This window comes from Alcanivorax sp. UBA3183, from assembly GCF_002364155.1.
In the GTDB taxonomy this organism is placed as follows: domain Bacteria; phylum Pseudomonadota; class Gammaproteobacteria; order Pseudomonadales; family Alcanivoracaceae; genus Alcanivorax; species Alcanivorax jadensis.
In genome coordinates, this window is record NZ_DEXN01000014.1 from 86,642 (window position 1) to 109,942 (window position 23,301).

Genomic DNA, 23,301 nt, shown 5'->3' on the forward strand with positions numbered 1-23,301 from the left:
CGGTCGGCACATTCCAGCGCCACGGCCCGCCCGCCGCTCATGCGGATACGGCGAACCGTAGTGCGATCTTTCAGGGCAACCGTGTTCAACCCGGCCACGCGGTCAATTTCTCCGTCTTCCAGTAATCGCAGCGCATCCATCCCTTCATGGTGAACCATGCCGTAGGCACCGGCTTCGAGGTGCTGATACCCCGCTCCGGTCAACAGCTTGCGAAGCCCTTGGCTGCTGGCAATGAAAGGATTGACTGGCAAGGCCGGATTCATGGCCGGCTCGGACGGACGCACATGCAGCCATTGCTCGGCCGACTGCAACCAGGGCGTCAGGCTGTCCATGGAAAAGGGCCAGTCCTTCCCCACCCCACGCAAACTGGCAGCGTGCAGTTCCTGCTCCAGGGGGCGCGGCGAATGGCTCTGCCAGAGGTTGGTGGTTCCGCCCAGTAGTCGCTGGGTTGCCCAGCCAAAGTTATAGGCCAGGCCCCACTTGCCCGCTTCGACAGCATGCATGTCCTGTAACGCCCGATCAGGCTCTGCTGCCCCTCCTTCCAGCACCAACACTTGCCGCCCCGCCTGGGCCAGGCTGTCAGCCAGGGCTATGCCCGCAGGGCCGGAGCCGACGATGACAAACTCCGCAGAGAGTTTTCTCTGGCAACCAGAAAGCAATGCCACCGGTGACAGCGACAAACTTAGAGCCACATCGCGAATGAATTCCCGCCGCTTCATCACAGCAACGCTCCGATTTCCCGGACCATGCGGCTAACACTGTCTTGATAATCAAAATCCTGATACCGGGAGGCGGCTTTGTCGCAGGATTCCTGCATGGCGCGGCTACGCAACATTGTTTCCAGGAGAGGGGGAATGGCCTTGCCGTCTTTAACCGGGAGCATGGCACCCAGGCTGGAGCTGGCCACCCTGCGGGCGCAGGCCTCCTGCTCCTGGTGCAGAGGGAAAGACAGTGAGGGAACTCCGCCAAGCATTGCCGCAGCGGCCGTACCATGATTGCCGTTGCAAACGATCAGGTCCGCGTCACGAGTTACCGACTTCATACTTTGCCGCCCCTCCACAACCCGGATATTGGAACTTTTATGCCGGCGTAAAATAGCAGGGTCAATGCGGTCCGGAACCAGCAAAAGAGACAGTTTCAAAGCATTTACTGCCATCAGGAATCCCTCCAGTGCTGCAAACGGCTTCAGATACGCGAACACCTGATGCTGGCCGGCATCTGGCCAGACGGGACGCTCACCATCTTCGGGCACTTCCACTCCCATATAAGGAACGCCATCCCGAGGACCAAGGTGATCCAACTCCGCAAAACTCAGCAGGTATCGACCCGCAACACCGTTAAAGAGCTCGTGAAGGTGGCTCAAGGGCTGCCCACCCGAGCTGCCAATCAGTTTGTTGAACACATCCAGGTGGCGCTGTTCACGCTTGCCATTGTCGCCAACAGCAAAACCGGGGAAACACATTGGGAACTGCTCAGGGGGCAGGGTAAAACCGGTTCCCACATGGACAACCGGGATACACAAGGCTCTTGCCATAAGCAAGGCCCCGGGGCTGTGCTCTGTTATCACCAGGTCAGGTTTGAACAATGTCGCCAGCTGGCACCAGGCATGATGCCGACCCTTGAGACTCGCGTTATCGGCGAAACCATTGAGCGAAAGCAAGTCAGCAACACCTTCCGCTGGGCGCCCCAAGGGGTAGCGCTTATCAACCTGGGAGGGCGCCTGGACAATGGACTTGCTAAAAGAACCCAATACCCGACGGGCCGTGTGCACCTCCACCGCAGCAACCACCAGATCATGCCCTTGCTCTACCAGAGCCTTGAGCACTTTACGCACGGGCATCAGATGCCCCATGCCCTCACCCATTTCCCAACAAAACAGAATTGTCGCCATCCCCGCCCCCGATCATCGCCTCCTGATGCGGCAACAGAGTGGCCGGTTCCGGCTTTTCAGGCAAGCTCGTATTCCCTGCAACGATGGATACCACAATGGGCATGACCTGCTCAGTCAAGCGTCGCTATCCTGCGTTTTTGACCATCAAAGCCCATGGCCAGTACTACCCTGTCAGCGAGCAATATTTGTCCGGGATGGTTTACTCCTGTCGACCTTCGATGGCGGACAACAGCACTCCGGCTGCAATCCCCAGGCGTTTATCCAGCCGCCCGTCACGATCCGCACTGAAATCCACATCCAGTTTCAGAATGAAGGGATTGAACCGTTGCCGGTACTCCGCCACAGGCTTGTCGCCCACACTGGCTTGGTAGTGCTGCGGAAAGAAGAACGCCAACACTTCGATATAGCGACGCACCAGTGCCTTGAGCATGGAGTCTTCTTCCAGGGTGCCGATTTCCTGGCCTTCGCTATCGAGGAACGTCCAGTGGTCGCGCAGAAAGGACGACTTGAAACCCGCCCGCCGTAAGGTGCCCACATGCTCATTGTTCTGTGAATCATGCACGTCATAGGCGCCGGCAAAATCGAAAATGCTGCGGGTGGAGATACGCAGCAGTTCCTGTTCCTGGCTTTCGTCTGAATAGAGGCGGATATCCTCACGGATCCGGAAGCGCTTCATGTTGGAATATAGCGCCAGTTCTCCGGTGTCCGTATAAAGATGAAAGGCATCACCGAAGAGCCGGAAGAATTTTCGGCGAATGGTATAACGGAGGTGCTGAAAACGCGCTGCATGAGTCATGGCCTGCCTTCCCTGAGCAAAAAAAGCTACCCTACCAGCGCAAGAAACGATCACAAGCCCTCCTGTCATGGAGGGCGAACGCTCACCAACAGGCGGCCCTATGAACCCGAAATTCTGGCATCAGAAATGGCAAAACTCGGAACTGGGATTTCATCTTCTGCAGGTCCATCCATTACTGCAGCGTTACTTCGACGAACTGGCGTTGAAAGCCGGTCAGACCGTCTTCCTTCCCCTGTGCGGCAAGACCCTGGATATCGGCTATCTGCTGGAAAAAGGCTACCGGGTGATCGGTGCCGAGCTGTCTGATAAAGCCGTCACCGACCTGTTCGCCTCATTGAATCGCCAGCCGGTGGTGACCGACTGGCAAGGTGGCAAGCGTTACCAGCATGGCGACCTCTGCGTCTTTCAGGGTGACATCTTCCTGCTAAAATCCGGTGATATTGCGGCACCGGATGCCATCTATGACCGGGCTGCCCTGATCGCCCTGCCCGAGGCTATGCGCGCACGTTATGCTCGCCATCTACTGACAATCACCGACAAGTCACCGCAGCTACTTATCACACTGGAATATGATCAACAGGAAATGGATGGTCCGCCGTTTTCTGTTGGCGAACCGCAAATAAAAGCACTTTATGGTGCCGACTACTCAGTCGCCTCGCTTTCCAGAAAAATGATTCTCGACCACGAACCGGTTTTCCGGGAGCGGGGGCTGACGGCGCTTTATGAAAATGCGTTTCTTCTTGGGTGATTTTTCGTAGAGGAACAGAGAAAACCCGTACGCCTTATTCGCCGCCCCTGTAGGAGCTATGCTCGCATGGCGAACCATCCCTCCAACCCTTCGCCATGCAAGCACAGCTCCAACGAAAGCCGAAAACGCTGCGCTCTCTTTGCTGAAACGTTTTCCCAAATCAGAACGCCAACCGCGAATTACCAGGGCAACACACTGCCATCGGAATGCCAAAAGGTACCGCTGTTTTCCAGACTCAGCTCGTCCATCCGCGTGATCAGATTTGACGCCGCTTCGTCCACTGTCAGGTTACCGCTGTTGCCGGTCATGTCGGTCTGCACCCAACCCGGGTGCAGAATAGCCACGGCGATGCCGCGGTCATGCAGGTCCAGCGCCAGGGATTTGCCCGCTGCGTTCAAGCCGGCCTTACTGATGCGATAACCGTACTTCTTCCCTGAGGTGTTATCGGCGATAGAGCCCATTCGCGAGGTCATCAGGCCCACCTTGCTGCCTGGGTGCAGATGGTTCAGCAGCGCCATGGTGACCCGCAGCGGCCCCAGGGTATTGACCTTGAACTGCTGGAGCATCTGTTCAAAATCCATCTCGTCCAGGCTCTCGCTGAGCATGACCCCGGCATTGTTGTAGAGAATATCCACAGACGTATCACCCAGCGCGCTGGTCAGGTTGCTGACCCCGTCAGAGGTACTCACGTCCACGCCATCAATAATTTCCACGCCACTGTCTACCAACGCGGTGCTCGCCTGCCGACATACGGCCAAAACCCTTTCGCCACGGGCTTTCCAGTGCTGTGCCAGTGCAAGACCGATGCCCCGGTTTGCGCCAGTAATTACAATTGTTTGCGCCATTACCGCCTCCTTTCCCTTGGTATCTCAATTACTTAGTGCTATGCCCATTCAAGCACTTCTGGTGTGCATTACAAAACACTGCAACACTGGATACAAAACAACATTTTTAGCCAACATTGGCACCGCAATGAATTTTATATATTGCGCGCACTGGGTGGATCGCGCTGATACGCCCGTCATACACACTTTTGTGTTCATGGAAGAAAGGGGGAAGTACCCATGCTACATCTTTTGAAAATCCTGCTGATGAGCTCTCTGCTCATCACCCTGGCCGCCTGCGGTGGCGGCGGCGGCAGTAGCCCGGCCACCACTACGGGCAACACCAGTGAAGAAACCGGCAATACCGGGAATGAAGACGGTGGCGATACTGACGGCGAAGAAACCGGCGGTGAAGACGGTGGCGACAATGAAACCCCGCCGCTCACCGAAGAAGAGAAACAGCAGCTGCTGACTCTGATCGACACCAACAACCACTTCACCGCCTCTGTCTGCCCGCAGGCGCTGCTGGGCACCCAGCTGGGCGGCGTGATTGATGTCCTGGCCTGCGAGAACGAAGCGCTGACCAACATCTCTCTGGGTAACGACAACGTCCTCGGCCTGCTGTGCGCCGATACCGTTGCCGCTACCGACACCGACCTGCTCGGCAGTGTCACCGAACCCACTTTCCTGCCGACCTGTCTGGAAGAAAGCGTTCCCTACCTGGTGGGCACCCTGGGCGGCATTCTGGATAACAGCGGGGCCATCGGCCAGCAGCTGTGCCCCAGCGCGGAAAACCCGCTGGAGTGCGTGGTACAAACCCTCAGCAGCGTTCCAGACAGCACCCTGGCCGGCGTGCTGGGTTACCTGGGTTGCGACAACGCGCTCAACCCGCAGCTCTGCCTGACTCAGGTCGCTGACAACCTGGCCATGGGCGAGCCCCTGATCGGCACTGTGAACAGTCTGTCTCTGGCCCTGTGCCCGATTGCCACCGGTGCAAATGAATTCGCCCCGCAAGAATGTATTACCGAAGTGCTGGGCGGAGTGGGCTCCATCCTCAACCTGACCGGCGGCCTCGGCGAGCTGTGCCCGGAAGGCGCTGACCCGTTCACTTGCCTGCTGGCTGCCGGCGAGAACCTGGGCCCCATCGGCGAACTGATGGGTGAGAGCCCACTGGACCCGGCCATTCTGGAAGACCTGCTGGCCGGTCTTGCCGAGCCCGGCAACATGGAACTGCTGAGCGAGCTGCCTGCCATGCTGGAACAGATTCCGGTACTGGGCGATCTGCTGGCCGGCCTGCTGGGTAATGGTGGCGACCTGTTCGGCACCCTCAGCGACCTGCAATCCCTGCCTGACCTGCTGACACAAATTCCGGTGCTGGGCGACATCCTCAACGGTGCTGCCGGTGGCGACAGCGGTGGCCTGCCCACCGATGCCCTGAGCCTGGAAACCCTGATGGGTGCCCTGGAAGGCGATCAGCTGAGCATGGTGACCGACCTGCTGGCCGACGTGCCGGTACTGGGTGACGTGGTCAATCAACTGCTGGGCGCCGTGTCTTGCGACGCCGCCAACCCGCTGAACTGCCTGACCGACTCCGCCGGCCAACTGGAACAGTTCACCGGCCTGCTGGAACAGATCCCGCTGCTGGGTGATGTCCTGAACGGCCTGCTGGAAGCCCTTACCGGCGCCGGCAACGGCGGCGAGCTGCTGCCCGGCACCGAGATGCTCAACGAGATCCCGGTACTGGGTGATCTGCTCAATCAGATCCTCACCACCCTGCAAGGTGGCGCTGGTGGCGACATGCTCACCCCGGACCTGGCCATGCTGGAACAGATTCCGGTATTGGGTGAACTACTGAACGGACTGCTGGGCGGGCTGCTTAGCGGTGACCCCAGCGGCCTGCTGGACAGCATCATGGACCAGGACGGCAACCTGCTGGACAGCGTATCCGCCCTGGTGGAAGAACTGCCGCTGGTCGGCGACCTGGTCGGCAACCTGCTGGTGTCCCTGCTGGGTCAAGCCGAAGCCAGCAGCCTGCTGGCTCCTCTCAACGATGCCCTGACCACCATCCCGGTACTGGGTCCGGTACTGGGCGGCCTGCTGGGTCTGCTCGGCTAATACCTTATCAAGCACCACAGAAAACGCCCCTTTAATGGGGCGTTTTCTGTTTCTGCCCCGCCTCCCCCTTTCCTGTCACCGCGTCTTTGTTACAGTGGACATCCACTTCAGAAAGGATGCGAATCATGACCATTGCAGTCGGCGACACCCTTCCCGCACTGACGATCAAGACCAACGGTGCCAAAGGCCCCGAAGACCTGAACACCAGTGACTTTTTCAAGGGCCGCAAAGTGGTCCTGTTCGCGGTACCCGGCGCCTTTACCCCGGGCTGTTCCAACACCCACATGCCCGGCTTCGTGATCAACGCCGATGCCATTCTGGAAAAGGCTGACGCCATCGCCTGCATGGCGACCAACGACGCCTTCGTCATGGATGCCTGGCAGAAAGACCAGAACGCCGAGCACATCACCATGTTGGCCGACGGCAACGCGGAATTCGCCAAAGCCCTGGGCCTGGAACTGGATGCCACCGGCGGCGGCATGGGTATCCGCAGCAAACGCTTCGCCCTGATCGCCAACGATGGCGTAGTGGAGTACATCGGCGTGGATGAAAAAGGCGTGGACAAGAGCAGCGCTGAAACCGTACTCGGCCAACTCTGAGTCGAATCTCAAAATACAAAGACCGCGTCCAGAGGTTGGGCGCGGCCAGCAATCTGACCAGCGCTTATTGCCGGTGAATTCACAACGGCGCCACAGGTTTTGTGCTAGCAATGGAAGCGTCTACGGCAAGGACAAAGCACAATGAGTATCCTGCAACTGCCCCATGCAAAACCCGAGGCCATCCTCATCGACTGGCATGCCACCCTGGTGGATACCCATGATGCCATGTACCACGCCGTGGACGATGTACTTCCGCATTTGCGCGAACTGGATCTGTGGGACCGCCTGCTGGACCCGGATGATTCCAAAACCATCGAAGATGCCAAACTGCTCATTTATGTGAAAGACAACAAGCGCCTGCACCCCAAGATCGTTGCGCAACGCAAGATTTCCCGCACCGATATCTTCGAAGTGCTGTTCGGCAGCGACCAGGACGCCAAAGGCCGCGCCCACCAGGCATTTGACGAGGCCTATAAAAAATACGTAGCCGAAGTGTTCCCGATGGAAGTAGACATCCGCGAACAACTGGAGCGCATCCGCGCCATTGGCGTAAAGGTCGGTCTGATCTCCAATCGCAAACGGGACTTTCTCGAACATGAACTGGCACTGGTGGACGGCACCGGCTGGGAAGATTTGTTCGACGTGGTGGTGTGCGGCAGCGATGTAAGCAAACGCAAGCCGTCCCCGGAAATGCTTCTGCTGGCCATGGAAAAACTGGGCATCTCACCATCGGAAAGTTGCTGGTACGTGGGCGACAGCACCACCGACGTGATCGCCGCCAAGGAAGCAGGCATTACCTCCATCTTCTACAACGGGGCTGGCTGGGATCAGGCCTGGCTGGACAAGATCTTCCCCAATACCGTCAAACACCCCCACCGCCCGGACTCAGTCGTCGGCAGCATCGCCGAACTCGCCGACCTGGCCCGCCACCTGCTGGCCCAGCACAAGCGTGTCGAACGCGCACGGTAACCTCGATTCAAAGGCGGCTTTACCACAGAGGGCACAGAGTCCACTGAGGATAAGACCAGAATCTTCACCCGAGACACTCCCCTCCCGTAGGAGCGCAGCGAATAACGTCGCTCGCGGCGCGATTCCACACCAAGGGAAAAACGTCCCGTTTCTGTCCCCGTTGGAGCCTTGCTCGCAAGGCGGATCGCTCGGCCCCTTCAACCCCCTTCGCCTTGCGAGCAAGGCTCCAACACGAACCGTTCCGCCCACCCTGCCCACCGTGGTACAACACGGACTCTGCGCAACGCCGCAAAACAACAATTGGCCCCTTCGCACAGATCATAAATGGTACGATCGTGCATCATTTAATCGGGAGAGCCCCATGGCCAGCAAACACCTGCACGCTTTCAGCGACGACGCCCTCGGAAACGACGACGCCACCGCCCTGGCCGAGCGGCTGCGCGGGGGCCACGTCAGCACCCGTGAAGTGACGGAAGCGGCCATCGCCCGGCTACAGCGGGTGGAACCCTCCCTGCACGGGCTCACCCTGGACACCTTTGACGCCGCCCGGCAACGGGCGGAAAGCAAACGCTTCAACGGCTTCTTCGCCGGCGTGCCCAGCCTGATCAAGGACAACCTGGATCTGCGTGGCCTGCCCACCGGTCACGGCAGCCGCGCCCTGGGCCATGCCCCCCTGAAGAAAACCAGCGGCATCGCCAAACAGTACCTGGCCCAGGGCTTCAACCTGCTGGGCAAGAGCACCCTGCCCGCCTTTGGCTTCACCGCCAGCACTGAACAGGCAGGCGTGCCCGCCACCCGCAACCCCTGGCACACCGATTATTCCGCCGGCGGCTCCTCCGGGGGCAGCGCCGCCCTGGTGGCCGCCGGAGCCGTGCCCATCGCCCATGGCAACGACGGCGGCGGTTCCATCCGCATCCCCGCCGCCTGCTGCGGCCTGGTGGGCCTGAAGAGCACCCGCGGGCGATTCATCGACCAGGAGGCCGCCAAGGTACTGCCGGTGAATATCGTCAGCGATGGCGTACTCACCCGCAGCGTCCGCGATACCGCCCACTTCTTCATGGAAGCGGAGCGCTACTACCGCAATCGCAAGCTCAAACCCATCGGCCAGGTCACCGGCCCGGCCAAGCGGCGGCTGCGCGTGGGCATGATGATCGACTCTGTCACCGGCGACGCCACCTGCCCGCAGACCCGCCGCGCCGTGCAGGACACCGCCCAGCTGCTGGAAAGCCTGGGCCACACCGTGGAAGAGGCCCGCATCGACCTGCCGGCCCGCTTCGTGGAAGACTTCCTGCTCTACTGGGCCATGCTCGGCTTCCTGGTCAGCAAGGGCGGCAAGGCCCTGTTCCCGCAAGGCTTCGATGCCGGCCAACTGGACCCGCTCACCCGTGGCCTGGCCGACTATTACAAACAACGTTTTCTGAAAACCCCGGCCATGCTTCGCCAGCTGCGCCTGGCGCGACAACGCTACGCCGAGGCCTTTGCCCAATACGATGTGATCCTCAGCCCGGTACTGGCCCACACCACCCCGGAAATCGGCTATCTGGGTGCGGATTTGCCCTTCGACACGCAACTGGAACGGCTGCTGCGCTACACCACCTTCACCCCCGCCAACAACGCCTCCGGCGGCCCCGGCATCTCCCTGCCCCTGGGTCAGACCGACCAGGGCCTGCCCATCGGCGTCCAGCTCTCCGCCGCCAACGGCGAAGAGGCCTTATTGCTGGGCCTGGCCTTCGAACTGGAAGACGCGCAGCCCTTCATCCGACTCGACCAACGCTGATACACAAGCCAACCCAATACACAAAAGGATCATCATGACGCTGCCGTCCACATTCAATCGCAACAGCACTGCCGACCAAGTGCTGGAAGGAAAGAACCTTTCAGGGAAAATCGCCATGGTGACCGGCGCCAATGGCGGCATTGGCTATGAAACCGCCAGATCTCTCGCCGCTGCTGGCGCCCATGTCATTCTTGGCTGCCGAAATCCCAGGCTGGGCGAGGAGGCCTTGGCGAAGATTCGCCTTGCCCACCCCAACGCCCAGGTTGAACTGGTCTCTCTGGACCTTGCGGATCCAGCCAGCATTGCAGCCTGCGTGGAAAGCCTGTCAACGCGTAACGACATCTCCCAGCTGGACATACTCATCTGCAACGCCGGGTCCATGTCGACCAAATACCTGCTCACCGATCAGGGAATCGAGCGAACCGTGGCCGTGTGCCACCTGGGTCATTTCATGCTGACCAAAGGGTTGCTCGACACCATCCTCAAAGCGCCAGCCCCTCGTATCGTCATGGTCTCCAGCGAATCACACCGGTATCCATTGCGGCTGAATTTCGACAACCTGCTTGTGGCCAAAAAACAAAACCGCATAAACGGCTTTAATGCCTATGGCCAGGCCAAGCTGTGCAATGCCCTGATGGCACTGGAACTCCAGCAGCGCTATGGCAGCCAGGGCCTCACCGCCTGCGCCGTACACCCGGGCGCGCTGGTCACCACCGGATTCGGTCGTGAATCCTGGCTGACCCAGGTGCTCTTCACACTGGCCAGCCCCCTTACCAAAACACCGCATCAAGGCGCCGCCACCAGCGTCCTGTGTGCCACCAATGACAATGCTGATGACATCGCTGGTGGCTATTTTTCCCATTGCCGCGCCGCAAAGCCGTCAGCAGAAGCAGGCAATGCCGCCGTGGCAAAAAAACTGTGGGATTTTTCAGAGGACTACTTGCAGAACACTGCCAAGATCTGACGTTCTGTTGGAGCCATGCTTGCATGGCGAATCCGGCGCTTGTTGCTTGTTGGCAAGCGCCGTACATCCGTTGCATCACCGAAACTGACTGGGCGACACCCCGAACCATTTCTTGAACGCCCGGGAAAATGCGCTCACCTCAGAAAACCCCAACAGAAACGCCATCTGCGTCACCGTCATGCCCGGGGTGCGCAGGTGCCGCTCCACCAGCGTCTTGCGGGTGTCTTCCAGCAGTTGTTTCCAAGTCAGGCCCTCATCACTTAATCGCCGCTGCAGGCTACGGGTGCTCATGCAGCATTCCTGCGCCGCGTCGGCCTGGGCAGGCTCGCCATCCGGCAGGCGCTGCTCGATCCACAGCGCCAACCGGCTAGCCAGCGCCCCTTGCTCACTGGCCGCCAGGCGTTGCGCCAGGGTGGCATCCAGCATGGCCGCCAGTTGCACGTCGCTGGCCGCCAACATGTGCTGGGCGTTGCTCTTGTCGAAAGCCAGGCTGTAGTGATCTGCCACCGACACCTCACAACGGAAATACCGGGCCATGGCCTGACGCAAAGCCGGCTCCAGCCACTCGGGGGCGCACACCGCCACCGAATTATGGTCCCGATGAATGCGAATACGCAGCAGGCGCACAATGGTGGCCATCACAAACACGATGGCCTGGGGATGGGGCTGGTGATCGGTGTTAGAGGTGAAGCGCAATGCCACACTGTCGTCATCGGCAATCAGCTCGGTGGCCACCAGGTCGCTGATCAGACGATGAAAGCGGGTAATGCGGTTGAGCACACTGTACAGATCGCCCCCCGCCGCCACCGCCAGGCCCAGCGCGCCGAAGGTGTTGTACTGGGCATGGCGGGCAACCTCGATGGCCATGGCCGGGTCGTTCAGCTCGCGCACACAATCATCCAGCAAGGCCGTGGACACCGCCGCATCCAGCCGGGCCTCCGGGTCCTGCACCATCTGCGGTTCCAGCCCGTGGCGGCGCAGAATGGCATCACTGTCCAGCCCCCGCTCATGCAACAAATGCACTAGCGGCCCCATTAGCAGCGCTGCCGCCTGTTTTTTTTCTGACATTGGCGTCCCCGGTCAAACGGTTGGCGGGCAAAGCCGAGTTTTCCTTCCCGGCCTTGCCTAAAGTAGTCGCCATCGAGAAATGGAGGTTTCCCATGGCAACTGCACCTGCCCGCGGCAAGTCCGCAACAGACAAGACAGTTCAACGCGATATCATCGCTATCAGTGATGATATACGGCAACGGCACGGCTGGCTCAAGCACCAGAACGCCATCGGCTTCGGCATCTTTGCCATAGCCATTGCCGGTTGCACCCTCAACGCCGTGCTTTACCTGCAAGGCCTGATGCCCGGCTGGGCAGTGATCCTGCTCACCGCCTTCTGGACGTCCCTGCTCCACGAACTGGAACACGACCTGATCCACTGGATGTACTTCAAGAACAACAAGGTGGTACATCACCTGATGATGCTCGGCGTTTACCTGTGGCGCCCCACCACCATCAACCCCTGGGTACGCCGCCACCTGCATTTCCATCACCACAAGCACTCCGGCAGCGAAACCGACCTGGAAGAGCGAGGCATCACTAACGGCGAAAAGTGGGGCCTCAAGCGCCTGATCATGGTGGGCGACAACATGCTGGCCGTGTACCTGCGGGCGGTGAAATACCTGACCGAACCGGTAAGGCTGTACCGTCGTGGCGTGATCGACCGCAAAGACCTGAAGAACTTCCGCCTGATCGGCCTGGTCAGCTACAACCCGCTGGGCGTGATCGTCCACGCCATCTGGCACTTCTTCGTGGTCTACCACCTGCTCAACGGCGCCGCCTGGCTGGCCGGCAGCAGCATCCCGTGGCCGGAAGTGGTTAGCGCCCAGCTCAGCTGGATCACCCCGCTGGTGGTGGTACTGATCGCACCCAACATGCTGCGCACCTTCTGCCTGCACTTCATCTCGTCCAACATGCATTACTACGGCGACAACGAACCGGGCAAGATCACCGAACAATGCCAGGTGCTCAACGTCTGGTGGCTGTGGCCCCTGCAGGCCTTCTGCTTCAACTTCGGCAGCACCCACGCCATCCACCACTTCGTGGTCCGCGACCCCTTCTACGTACGGCAGATGACCGCCAAGCGGGCCCATGAAGTGCTCAGGGAGAATGGCGTGCGGTTCAATGATCTGGGCACGTTCCGCCGGGCCAACCGGATGCACGAAAAGCCGCAAGCGGCCTGATGGTGACGACTTGCCCACAAAAAAGCCCGCCTAGTGCGGGCTTTTTTGTTTTCAGCGGAAAGGCCTCGCCTACTCACTTCGACCTTTAGAATCTTCTTTATAATCAAACACCTTGCTGTCATCAGCTATGAGAATGCCATTCAGGAGTTATATAGAACGCTCCTTATAACTCCGTGTAAGAGATTGGCCATAGCATCTCAACCCATTGTTATGGCAGGATTTTATTTCTGTTTAGCGGAGCAAGGTTCCAGAATTATAAGGAACCGAGTTATGCGGAACGTTCTAATTAATACGCTGTTATGCCCCATTAACCCTCAAGAAGGAGCGAATATAAAAAGTTAAAATCAGCGGCTATCGTTGGAACCTTTGGAATCGGGGTGGTTCTTACAAACACGGCGAGCGCATTCGAGGATTTAGGCAAAGACTGTAAGCCTATGCAAGAGCTGTTTTTGCAGCTGCAGAAGTGTCCACGCACCGGGGTGAGGCACAAGCCACGATGAATCAATACACTGGATTTCCAGATCAAGAGAATAATCAACCAAACAGGTGGTTAAAGAAAGATGACATACTCATCAGGTAGTTTAATCAATCAAAAAAAATGGATCTTACTTTTTCATTTTATTATTGGTGCAATAATAGGCGTGCTTCTATTACATCCGTTGACGACAATGGTATTCTGGTACGAATACAAGGGCTTAATCGAATTTCCGGGTAACAGCCCGATAGAGTTTTTGATTCAGCGTTTAATTACTGAATTCAAGTTTGAATTAATACCTATGAGCTTTGTGTTTGCACTGCTTGGCGGTATTGTTGGTCTATTGTTCGGTCTGTACCATATAAGACTGTCTGGCCAAAAAAATCTTGTCCGCTATCTGGAACACGAGCTTGCTGAAGAATTACCCTTATTGATTGCCAGAGGCGAAAGTGAGCATCTTGAATTCAAATCCACGTATCGTTGGGATGTAAGACAACAGCGAACGAATCGCGCACTTGAGTTGATTGTCATCAAAGCCATCGCCGGTTTTTTAAATCGCGAAGGCGGTACATTGCTGATCGGCGTTGAGGACAACGGCAATATCATTGGCATCGACTCTGACTTCCAGACATTGAAGCACAAAAATAGAGACGGCTTCGAACGTGCACTGATGGATACGGTTAAAACCAGTCTGGGAGGAAACGCTTGCGCATTACTTCATTGCCGGTTCCACGATATCGAAAATAAAACCATCTGTCGCGTCATTGTCGAGAGCGCTGTTGAACCTGTTTATTATCATGAGGACAGCGTAGCACGGCTTATGGTACGCACAGGTAATAGTACACGAGAGCTGGATGCGCGGGAAGCACATGCCTATCTTTCCAGTCGAACGACAAAATCTTTTTCTTTATAGGTACACAATGAATACGCATTCGCATAACCACGACACTGAATCAATAGGTGATCGCCGCCTGGGATTCGCCATCGCTATCAATATGCTCCTGACATTAGCCCAGGTCGTCGGTGGTATTCTATCGGGCAGCCTTTCACTGATTGCTGATGCACTGCATAACTTCAGTGATGCCGCCTCACTGCTCATTGCCTGGGTCGCCAGAAAGATCGGTCGTCAACCGGCCGATCATTTCAGAACCTTTGGTTATAAACGCGCTGAAATCATTGCTACATTAATTAATTTAGTCACACTTGTCCTGATTGGGCTGTACCTGATCTATGAAGCGCTATGGCGAATCTACGAACCACAGATTATTGAAGGCTGGATGGTTGTGATTGTGGCGTCGATTGCGCTGGTGATTGATCTGGCAACCGCGTTTCTTACCTTTACTATGTCTAAGCACAGTATGAATATCCGTGCCGCTTTTTTGCACAATGTATCGGATGCGCTGGCCTCAGCGGGTGTTATTGTTGCCGGTACACTGATCCTTCTTTATGAGTGGTACTGGAGTGATACCTTAATAACATTATTGATAGCCGCGTATGTTTTGTACCAGGCAGCCACGATGTTACCAAAAACCATTCATATCCTGATGCAGGGAACACCGGAGGGCATTGTTATTGATGATGTCATCACAGCCATGCAGCAGGTAACAAATGTTATCAATGTTCATCACGTACATATCTGGCAACTTGACGAGCATCAGAATGCATTAGAAGCTCATGTTCTACTTTCTGATTATTCACAACTGGATAAAGTGAAGGGTGAATTAAAAACAGCGCTTGCACAAAAATTCTCCATCGGGCATTCAACACTCGAGTTTGAGATTAAAGAATGCAAATATGATCAGTGTTAACTTTTTTATATCGAAGCAAGTTTTAAATGAGTAATTGTGGAAGTGAAGAGTCTGTAATCATTCTTCATGACAGATTGCGTTATGTTCTAGGCATCGTATTTTAATGGTCAATTGTTATCTGATTATAAGAAACAAAAACGTCAGCAGCTCTTAAGGCTGTGATTGCAAAGAAGGACAAGGCATAACAAGGCGCTGCACTCGGACAAAATAAAGCTGCGCCGCTTCGCTTTGCATCTTTATTTTTCCGGTGAGCTTGGTCGTTAGCTATAAGTGCTACCCATAGAAATTATGAAATCATTCTTCGAAAAAGTTGTATTTACAATATTCTTGACTGCGTTTTTTGGTAGTAATTCCCAGTCTGCGGAAGGTTACCGCTTCATAGTTGGAGAAAATGGAACGGTGCTCGATAAAAAATTCAATGTCGTTTGGAAAAGGTGCGCACTGGGTCAGCAATACAAAAATTCAAAATGTGTAGGAAGCGCCAAGAAAATAGACATGGCAATGGAGACCGGATCTTTATTTAAGAGATACGGATATAAAGTGGATGAGTGGAGGCTGCCAACGGCAACTGAACTGGCTTCACTGGTTGAGTGTACTTCTGGAGAGAAATCTACATTGAGCTATGGTGAAGGAGGTCAATGCTTAGGTGAATTTATGGCTCCAACTACTAATACAGCTCTTTTCCCTGATACGCCTACCGATGCTGCATTCTGGTCAAGTACAATCTGTGGTGGTTTTTCCCTCGCAACTAATTTTACTGATGGTTGGTCGGGGTGTTACACCTTAAATGATGGCCCTCAGTACGTGAGGCTTGTAAAGGGCTCCGAGAACGAATAGCTAACAAAGCGCTGCAGGCCTACGGCCAACTTTGTGCATTTTATGCGCGGTCGCTGCGCGCCCATTATTGCGCATAAATCGCCCCAAATTTTCCGCGGCTGAGCGCGGCGTTAATTTCCCGAGTTACTCGAGAAAAGTAGGCACCCTTTGAGAACACAGACTCGAAACGGCCCAACACCATGAACATCATCAATATCGCAGACACCGTCATGAACCGCGCCGCCCGCTATCACGAGCACCGCGTCGAAGGCCTGGAGCACATCCCGGCCAGTGGCCCTGCACTGATTGTGGTAAACCATTCCCTGGCCACCTATGACAGCGGCCTGCTGGCTACCGCCGTCAGGGAACGCCTGGGTCGTGATGTGTGGCTGCTGGGTGATCGCTATATCTTCAAGATTCCGGTGGTCCGCGATCTGGCATCCGCCTACGGTTTCGTTGAGGGTTCACAGCACAACGCGGAAAGTCTGTTGCGCGATGGCGAGCTGGTGTTGGTGGCGCCGGGGGGCATGCGTGAAGCGCTGCGGCCCAGTAGCCAGAAGTACCAGCTGAATATCCGTGACCGAAAAGGGTTTGCACGCCTGGCCATGCGTACCGGCGCGCCGGTGGTGCTTTCCGCCTGCCCGGCGGCGGACGACATTTATCATGTGGTTGCGAACCCGGTGACCGACTGGGTGTACAACCGCTACAGACTGGCCGCCCCGCTTATCCTTGGCAAATACGGCACCCCCATTCCCAGGCCCGCCAAACTGGTTCATTACCTGAATGCACCAATGTCACCGCCCGGCGATTGTAGCGACGATGACCCAAATGCCGTTGATGCCTTTCATGCCGCGCTGGAGCGCCGTTTGCAGGAAATGCTGTCGGACCATGCCCGCACCTGAAGGACACAACCAATGAAAAGCGCGGAAACCTTCTGGGACAAGGCCGCCGCCCGCTATGCCAAAAGCCCGATTCGGGACGAAGCCAGCTACCAGAAAAAACTGGCCATCACCCGGGATTACTTCCAACCGGATTGGTCTGTATTGGAATTCGGTTGTGGTACTGGCGGCACAGCCATCCTCCATGCGCCTTATGTGCGGGACATTCTTGCCACGGATATTTCCAAAAATATGCTGGAGATCGCGCAAGCCAAAGCTGCTGATGCCGGCATTGGCAATATCCGCTTCCAGCAGGGCACGCTGGACAGCCTACCGCTGGCCCCCGGGAGTTTTGATTCCGTGCTGGGATTGAATATCTTGCATCTGCTGAAAGACCCCGACGCCGCCATCGGCCGAGTCAGCAGCCTGCTGAAACCCGGCGGTATTTTCGTTGCCAACACGGTACTTGCCGCCGATATGAAGCTGCACTGGCGACTGCTTATCCCGTTAATGCAGGCGCTTGGTTTTGCGCCCCATGTCAGTCGCTTCGGCAGGGACGAGTTGTTCGCCATGCTGGCTCGGGCTGGTTTTGATATCAACTATGAATGGCAGCCGGACAGCCTGTCTGCCTTTATTGTGGCCAGAAAACGCGCCTGACTGTTTCATCAGATTTCATTCCCCTCCCGAAAAAACGATGGCGCCACGCCGGTCCAGCGCTTGAACGCCCGGCGGAAGTTGGCGGTGTCGCCGTAGCCCAGGGTGTAGGCCAGTTCCTGAATGGTCATGTGCTGGCTTTTCAGGTATTCCATGGCCAGGGAGTGGCGGACTTCGTCGAGGATTTCCTGGAACGAGGTGCCTTCATCCAGCAACCGGCGGTGCAGGGTTCGCGGGGTCATGTGCAGGATGCGGGCGGTGACGGTGAGTGAGGGAAAGTTCACCTGTTTGGCCAGCATCAGTCGGCGCACCCGTGCTGATACGGACGCATCCGATACCAGGTTCTGCAATTCCCGTTCGCAGAGTTTTTCCGCATGTTCGAAGGCGGCAGGGTCGGCGGTTCTCAGGGGCTGGTCCACCACTTCCAGCGGCAGGGACAGGCCGGTCCAGTTCTGGTTGTAGCGTACCGGGCAGCGGAACAGGGAGCGGACCAGTTCCCGGTCGAAGGCTTCGTCAAAGGTAAAGCTGGCCTCAGCCACCTGACAGTTGCCCAGGGTAATGAAGTCGAGCACGTTCTTTACCGCCACCACCACGGCCCCGAGCAGGAAGGGCCCCAGCTCACCCAGCGGCAGCAATTCCCGTATCTGCAGATTCAGGTAGTTGCCCTCCACCTGATGGCTGACCATGACCAGGTTGATACGCAGGGGAATAAACCGCTCCAGTAATTCCACCACCTGGCGGACAGAACCACTGTTCATGGCTGCATAGCCGACCATGCCATGATTATTGATGCGCAGCCGCTCGCCCACCATCAGACCCAGGGCGGATTCTCCGGTGATCGCTTCCGCTTCCAGAAACAGGGCTCGGACCACCTCCCAGGGAACGCTGGTATCGGCCTGTTCAAGATCGGCCAGCGACAGCTCATGGGAAGCCAACCAGGGAGCAACGTCGATCCCCATCTCCGTGAGCTGGTCTGCCACCTGGCGGAGATAGTTGATGGACAGTGCCCATTCCATCGGCTGGTTCATGGCTGGCAAGATCCGAAAATTCGCATTGTCAAAAAATGACCCCCATCTGTCTACAGACAACCTACCCCAGCACCGGTCGCATATCTAGCATCGATCTCCACTGCTCAAACCCCGAGCACGACAACGGTACAGGAAGGTAACAAAGCACAATAAAACCTTACGTATTGGCTGCCTTTCATCAGGGAGAACATCATGCGATATGCAAAACAATTTATTATTTTTCTCGTGGTTTCCACGGTCCTTTTCGCCAACAGCACTCACGCCAGCATTGGCAACAAACGCACACTCTGCGTTTTCGATCTGGTCGGTGCCAACGGTGATTTCTACGGCATCATGAAGGATTTCAAGACCGCCGCGCTCGGCTGGGGCGTGGACATTGAATTGAAGCCCTATACCGACGAGAAAATTGCCGCCGAAGATTTGAAGGCGAAGCAATGCGATGGCGCCCTGCTTACCGGCATCCGTGGCCGTCAGTTCATCAGCTATACCGGCAGCATGGATTCCATCGGCGCCATCCCCGACTACGATGCTATGCGCATGGTGGTGACGATCCTGGCCAGCGGTAACCCCAAGGTAAACCCACATCTGGTGTCCGGCCCCTATGAGTTTGGCGGCCTGGTACCCATGGGCGCAGCCTATCTGTTCGTGAAGGACAACAGCATCGATACGGTGGAAGAACTGGCGGGAAAATCCATTGCGGTGCTGGAATACGATGTGGCCGAGGCGAACATGGCCAAGCGTGTGGGCATGTCACCGGTGATGTCGGATATCACCAACTTCTCCACCCGTTTCAACAACGGTTCCGTGGATACCTGCTTCGCTCCCATCTTCGGTTATTCCGCCCTGGAACTGTACAAGGGCATGCAGCCGGACGGCGGCATCATTGATCTGGTGCTCGGCCAATTGAGTGCACAGCTGATTCTTCGCAAGGATCTTTTCCCCGCAGATTTTGCCGATCAATCCCGCAAGTATCTGGCCGGCCAGTTTGATCGTGCCATGCGCATCATCAACAACGCCGACGGCGAAGTGAATGAAAAGTGGTGGATCAATATTTCTGATGAAGAAACTACTCGTTACGACGAAATGTTTCGCCAGGCCCGTATCGATCTGGCCAACCAGGGCGTTTACAACAAGGACATGATGAGCCTGCTGCGCAAGGTGCGCTGCAAGGGCAATCCGTCCCGAGCGGAATGCGTCAATCCCGTCGAATGATCTGATCGATTATTTCTTTTCTTTCAACGTCATCTTGCAGTGATCTGCACAGCATTATGCGAGGCATTATCATGTTGGAAAAAATCAATCCTGATACCTTGTTGCGTTTGAAAAAATGGGGCTACCTGGCCTGCTGGATGCTCTTTCTTCCCATGGTGCCGTTTTCCGCGCTGGTGGGTCGTGAGCAGGGTACCCAGAATCTCTGGGCCTGGATGATTCTGGCGGTGTTCTTCATTCTGGTGCCGGTGGTGGATTACCTGGTCGGCAAGGACCCGGTGAACCCGGATGAAGAAAAACAGGTCCCCGAACTGTCCCAGGACAAGAGCTACCGCTCCCTGCCCCTGCTGCTGGCCGTGGCCTGGCTGGGCCTGTTGTTCTATGCCGGCCATGTGTTCGTCAGCAATGACTATTCCTCGGCCGGCATGCTCGGCTGGATCATGTCCATCGGCCTGCTTGGCGGCATGATCGCTATCAACCTGGGTCACGAGCTGATTCACAAGGACCCCAAGGTGGAAAACTGGATGGGCGGCCTGTTGTTGTCGTCGGTGACCTACGGCGGCTTCAAGGTGGAGCATGTGCGTGGTCACCATGTGCATGTGTCCACCCCGGATGATGCGTCTTCCAGCCGCTATAACCAGTCTCTGTATGATTTTCTGCCCAAGGCGTTTGTGCGCAATTTCAAGAATGCGTGGAAACTGGAAAAGCAGTACCTGGAACGCAAGGGCAAGAACAACATCAGCATTCATAACGAGCTGATTTGGTGGTACGGCATCTCCTTCCTGTTTGCGGTAGCCTTCGGTGTCCTGTGGGGTTGGCAAGGAGTGCTGTTTTTTGTCGGCCAGAGTTTCTTTGCGGCTCTGGCGCTGGAGATCGTCAACTACATCGAACACTACGGCCTGCATCGTCGCCAACTGCAGACCGGTCGCTATGAACGGGTCACCCCGGCACACAGCTGGAACTCGAATTTCCTTGTGACCAATTTGGTGCTGTTCCAACTACAACGCCACAGCGACCACCACGCCTATGCCAAGCGTCGTTACCAGGTGCTGCGCCACTATGACGAGAGCCCGCAACTGCCAGCTGGTTATTCCGCCATGATGTTGCTGGCCATGGTGCCGCCATTGTGGAAAGCCGTGATGAACCCGCGGGTGGAAGCCTACTACCAAGGCGAGCTGGATCAGCTGTTCCGCGAAGGCCCGCGCATCAACAATATTGCCTGATTTCGGTACCGGTGAGTGGCCTTGCGCCGCTCACCGGTGTTTTCGCACTGCATCACAGTCCGGTTTTTTACCGACACATTGCCACCGCTTTCCCCTCCCTTCGAAAAGCATTAACGCCTTTTTTCAACACGGTAGCGCCCTTTGACCGGCCACGCCAAATGCCTACACTGCCAGAGTCAGGATCTTGTCGAAATCGACGCGGCACATTCGATCATGAAGTAGACCACCCGGAACAAAAGGAGTCGCACTCATGACCTCGAAAAAAACGGCACTACCAAAAACCACCTCCCACAATGAGTGGGAAGCGTCTCTACAGGCCCTGCTTGACAGGGAGAAGGCATTGACCCGAATGCAGGACGAGCTGGCTGCCGAACGCCGTCGGTTACCGATGGTGCCCGTGGAAGAAAACTACACCTTCACCGGGCCGCATGGTGAGGTGGGTCTGGTGGATCTGTTTGAGGGACGCCGGCAACTGATTGTCTATTGCGCAATGCTCAAGCCCGGCGCCACCCCCTTTGAGGGTTGCTCAATGGTGATGGACAACATTGGCCACAATCTTGCCCACGTCAACGCCAGGGATACGACGTTCGTGTTCACCTCCCCGGCACCGCAACACGAGATCCTGGCACTGCAAAAGCGTATGCACTGGCAGGCGCCCTGGTATACCGACCATCAGCGTCGTTTCGCGGATGCGTTCGGCGCCGGCAAGGGGTTTGCCATCAACGTGTTTATTCGCGACGACGACAACCTGGTCTACCGCACCTACTTCAGTACCGACCGTGGCGGAGAACTGTTCGATACCCATTTCCGGCTGCTGGATATCACCCCGTACGGCCGCCAGGAACAGTGGGAAGATTCGCCCGGTGGCTGGCCACAAAGCGAGCCCTACCAATGGTGGCGTATGCACGATGACTACTAGTTGATAAGCATGCTGGCGGATATGGACTTAGACATGGCGTTCGCCAACTGCTATCTCCACGTTGAGACGAAACGCATCGCCCGGGCCAGGCAGGGTGAGTTAACCATGTGCAATACGGACAACGCTATTGCCCGACAACTTCCCACACAAGGGTTGAAACTCCCGTTATAACCCTTATCTTCACGCACCCCGGCCTTTCTGCTTGCCGGATTATTTGAGCAACAGACTCGACTTGATGCACTGCGTCATTTTTTTTGCCGTCTGGCCCGATGGCGGCTGTTCGAGTGCCCAGGTCGCCAACAGGAGATGATGACACTGAACGCCTTTTAGCAAGGCGGTTTCTGAACGGTGGATTAGATCGCGGAGGTGATTTGATGTCAGCGCAGAACCTGACTTGCCCGGCCCCGATACAGGCCGACCCCTACCCCACCCGGCTGCACCAGCAACCGGAACACCCCTGGCACGCGCGCCGGGAGAATACGGTCAAAGGCCGCCACTTGCCCGGCCCACTGACCGAACAACAGCTGAATCTTTTCGAGGAAAACGGCTTTCTTTTCGAGCCCGGTTTTCTACCGCCTGAGGAGGTGGCCTCTCTGACCGAGGCCATGAGTGAGCTGCTCAATCGTGAGGACTACCGGGGCAAGCCGTTCACTATCACCGAGCCGGATAGCCATGAGATCCGGTCCGTGTTTGCCGTGCATTTCCTGCACCGGGCCTTTCAACATCTGGCCCGCGATCCGCGACTGACCCAACGGGTGGAGCAGATTCTCGGTGGCGGCCACTATGTGCACCAGTCCCGGATCAACTACAAACCCGGCTTCAAGGGCAAGGGGTTCAACTGGCATTCGGATTTTGAAACCTGGCATGCGGAAGACGGCATGCCGGCCATGCATGCGGTAAGCGCCTCCATCATCCTGACGGATAATCACTCCTTCAACGGGCCGCTGATGCTGATCCCCGGCTCTCACAAGCACTTTATTCCCTGTGTGGGCCCCACACCGGATGAACATCACAAGCAATCACTGAAAACCCAGCAGATCGGCGTCCCCTCGGAGCAGGCGCTGGCAGCCATGATCAACCGCCATGGTATCGACGCCCCCACCGGCCCGGCTGGCAGCCTGCTGCTGTTCGACTGCAACACCCTGCACGGCTCCAACGCCAACATGTCACCAGACCCGCGCAGCAATGTGTTCTTCGTGTTCAACCGGCGTGACAACGCCTGCGTACAACCCTATGCGGCCAGGCAACGCCGCCCCCGGTTTCTGGGGCACGAACCGGATCGGCTTTGGCAAGCGGACGATAGTTAACAGTGAATAGTGAACAGTTAACAGCGAACACAAAAAAGGCCACACCCAGCTTTGGGCGCGGCCTTTATCA

At 56.8% G+C, this 23,301-nt stretch carries 22 protein-coding genes and 1 pseudogene; 16 read left to right on the top strand and 7 right to left on the bottom strand.

Annotation, left to right across the window (positions count from 1 at the left end):
- The 4 genes and pseudogenes from B3Q33_RS06135 to B3Q33_RS06150 all read right to left on the bottom strand — a co-directional run.
- Window positions 1–719 (bottom strand): annotated as a pseudogene (locus B3Q33_RS06135) (hypothetical protein); the annotation flags it as partial.
- Entirely contained in the window at window positions 719–1,852 is a 1,134-nt protein-coding gene (locus B3Q33_RS06140) for a glycosyltransferase (RefSeq protein WP_272961943.1), read from the bottom strand. The pseudogene B3Q33_RS06135 and the gene B3Q33_RS06140, both read right to left, overlap by 1 nt.
- Window positions 1,853–1,856: 4 nt before the next feature.
- Complete coding sequence (locus B3Q33_RS06145; RefSeq protein ID WP_272961944.1) at window positions 1,857–2,009, bottom strand: hypothetical protein; 153 nt, start codon at window positions 2,007–2,009, stop codon at window positions 1,857–1,859.
- Window positions 2,010–2,090: 81 nt separating this feature from the next.
- Window positions 2,091–2,687, bottom strand: coding sequence for a hypothetical protein (locus tag B3Q33_RS06150; protein WP_272961945.1), 597 nt, complete (start codon window positions 2,685–2,687; stop codon window positions 2,091–2,093).
- A gap of 100 nt (window positions 2,688–2,787) precedes the next feature.
- Between B3Q33_RS06150 and tmpT the strand changes: the two genes are divergently transcribed.
- On the top strand, window positions 2,788–3,435 hold the full coding sequence (gene tmpT / locus B3Q33_RS06155) for a thiopurine S-methyltransferase (protein WP_272961946.1): 648 nt from the start codon (window positions 2,788–2,790) through the stop codon (window positions 3,433–3,435).
- Window positions 3,436–3,614: 179 nt separating this feature from the next.
- Here the strand turns inward: tmpT and B3Q33_RS06160 are convergent, their stop codons facing one another.
- Window positions 3,615–4,280 (bottom strand): SDR family oxidoreductase, encoded by a 666-nt coding sequence (locus B3Q33_RS06160; RefSeq protein WP_272961947.1) that lies wholly within the window; start codon window positions 4,278–4,280, stop codon window positions 3,615–3,617.
- A gap of 219 nt (window positions 4,281–4,499) precedes the next feature.
- Between B3Q33_RS06160 and B3Q33_RS06165 the strand changes: the two genes are divergently transcribed.
- The 5 genes from B3Q33_RS06165 to B3Q33_RS06185 all read left to right on the top strand — a co-directional run bounded on the left by B3Q33_RS06165 (window position 4,500) and on the right by B3Q33_RS06185 (window position 10,683).
- The gene (locus B3Q33_RS06165; RefSeq protein ID WP_273010085.1) at window positions 4,500–6,374 is read left to right on the top strand and encodes a hypothetical protein; all 1,875 of its coding nucleotides are present in this window, start codon (window positions 4,500–4,502) and stop codon (window positions 6,372–6,374) included.
- Window positions 6,375–6,499: 125 nt separating this feature from the next.
- On the top strand, window positions 6,500–6,973 hold the full coding sequence (locus tag B3Q33_RS06170) for a peroxiredoxin (protein ID WP_035245925.1): 474 nt from the start codon (window positions 6,500–6,502) through the stop codon (window positions 6,971–6,973).
- A gap of 141 nt (window positions 6,974–7,114) precedes the next feature.
- On the top strand, window positions 7,115–7,942 hold the full coding sequence (locus B3Q33_RS06175; RefSeq protein WP_035245924.1) for an HAD family hydrolase: 828 nt from the start codon (window positions 7,115–7,117) through the stop codon (window positions 7,940–7,942).
- A 361-nt stretch (window positions 7,943–8,303) separates the two neighbouring features.
- Window positions 8,304–9,719, top strand: coding sequence for an amidase (locus B3Q33_RS06180; RefSeq protein WP_035245922.1), 1,416 nt, complete (start codon window positions 8,304–8,306; stop codon window positions 9,717–9,719).
- A 34-nt stretch (window positions 9,720–9,753) separates the two neighbouring features.
- A complete protein-coding gene (locus B3Q33_RS06185; protein WP_052042528.1) occupies window positions 9,754–10,683 on the top strand; it encodes an SDR family oxidoreductase in 930 nt (309 codons plus the stop codon).
- 75 nt (window positions 10,684–10,758) lie between these two features.
- Here B3Q33_RS06185 and B3Q33_RS06190 read toward each other — a convergent pair whose 3' ends face one another.
- The gene (locus B3Q33_RS06190; RefSeq protein ID WP_035245920.1) at window positions 10,759–11,751 is read right to left on the bottom strand and encodes an AraC family transcriptional regulator; all 993 of its coding nucleotides are present in this window, start codon (window positions 11,749–11,751) and stop codon (window positions 10,759–10,761) included.
- 92 nt (window positions 11,752–11,843) lie between these two features.
- Between B3Q33_RS06190 and B3Q33_RS06195 the strand changes: the two genes are divergently transcribed.
- The 6 genes from B3Q33_RS06195 to B3Q33_RS06220 all read left to right on the top strand — a co-directional run bounded on the left by B3Q33_RS06195 (window position 11,844) and on the right by B3Q33_RS06220 (window position 17,548).
- Window positions 11,844–12,914: a fatty acid desaturase gene (locus tag B3Q33_RS06195; protein ID WP_035245917.1), complete on the top strand. Its 1,071-nt coding sequence runs from the start codon at window positions 11,844–11,846 to the stop codon at window positions 12,912–12,914.
- Between the two features lie 560 nt (window positions 12,915–13,474).
- The gene (locus tag B3Q33_RS06200) at window positions 13,475–14,302 is read left to right on the top strand and encodes a helix-turn-helix domain-containing protein (RefSeq protein ID WP_197492679.1); all 828 of its coding nucleotides are present in this window, start codon (window positions 13,475–13,477) and stop codon (window positions 14,300–14,302) included.
- A 7-nt stretch (window positions 14,303–14,309) separates the two neighbouring features.
- Complete coding sequence (locus B3Q33_RS06205; protein ID WP_058090873.1) at window positions 14,310–15,197, top strand: cation diffusion facilitator family transporter; 888 nt, start codon at window positions 14,310–14,312, stop codon at window positions 15,195–15,197.
- A gap of 288 nt (window positions 15,198–15,485) precedes the next feature.
- On the top strand, window positions 15,486–16,034 hold the full coding sequence (locus B3Q33_RS06210; RefSeq protein ID WP_084573401.1) for a DUF1566 domain-containing protein: 549 nt from the start codon (window positions 15,486–15,488) through the stop codon (window positions 16,032–16,034).
- A gap of 179 nt (window positions 16,035–16,213) precedes the next feature.
- Entirely contained in the window at window positions 16,214–16,915 is a 702-nt protein-coding gene (locus tag B3Q33_RS06215) for a lysophospholipid acyltransferase family protein (protein ID WP_052042526.1), read from the top strand.
- Window positions 16,916–16,927: 12 nt separating this feature from the next.
- Window positions 16,928–17,548, top strand: coding sequence for a class I SAM-dependent methyltransferase (locus B3Q33_RS06220; protein ID WP_035245915.1), 621 nt, complete (start codon window positions 16,928–16,930; stop codon window positions 17,546–17,548).
- An 8-nt stretch (window positions 17,549–17,556) separates the two neighbouring features.
- On the opposite strand, the gene B3Q33_RS06225 is transcribed toward B3Q33_RS06220, so the two are convergent.
- The gene (locus B3Q33_RS06225) at window positions 17,557–18,573 is read right to left on the bottom strand and encodes an AraC family transcriptional regulator (RefSeq protein WP_156964837.1); all 1,017 of its coding nucleotides are present in this window, start codon (window positions 18,571–18,573) and stop codon (window positions 17,557–17,559) included.
- Between the two features lie 192 nt (window positions 18,574–18,765).
- On the opposite strand from B3Q33_RS06225, the gene B3Q33_RS06230 reads away from it, so the two are divergent.
- The 4 genes from B3Q33_RS06230 to thpD all read left to right on the top strand — a co-directional run bounded on the left by B3Q33_RS06230 (window position 18,766) and on the right by thpD (window position 23,231).
- A complete protein-coding gene (locus tag B3Q33_RS06230) occupies window positions 18,766–19,785 on the top strand; it encodes a putative solute-binding protein (RefSeq protein WP_035245912.1) in 1,020 nt (339 codons plus the stop codon).
- A gap of 71 nt (window positions 19,786–19,856) precedes the next feature.
- Window positions 19,857–21,005: an alkane 1-monooxygenase gene (locus tag B3Q33_RS06235; protein ID WP_035245910.1), complete on the top strand. Its 1,149-nt coding sequence runs from the start codon at window positions 19,857–19,859 to the stop codon at window positions 21,003–21,005.
- Between the two features lie 250 nt (window positions 21,006–21,255).
- Window positions 21,256–21,924: a DUF899 domain-containing protein gene (locus B3Q33_RS06240; RefSeq protein ID WP_035245908.1), complete on the top strand. Its 669-nt coding sequence runs from the start codon at window positions 21,256–21,258 to the stop codon at window positions 21,922–21,924.
- A gap of 374 nt (window positions 21,925–22,298) precedes the next feature.
- A complete protein-coding gene (thpD, locus tag B3Q33_RS06245; RefSeq protein ID WP_035245907.1) occupies window positions 22,299–23,231 on the top strand; it encodes an ectoine hydroxylase in 933 nt (310 codons plus the stop codon).
- The last annotated feature ends 70 nt before the right edge of the window (window positions 23,232–23,301 follow it).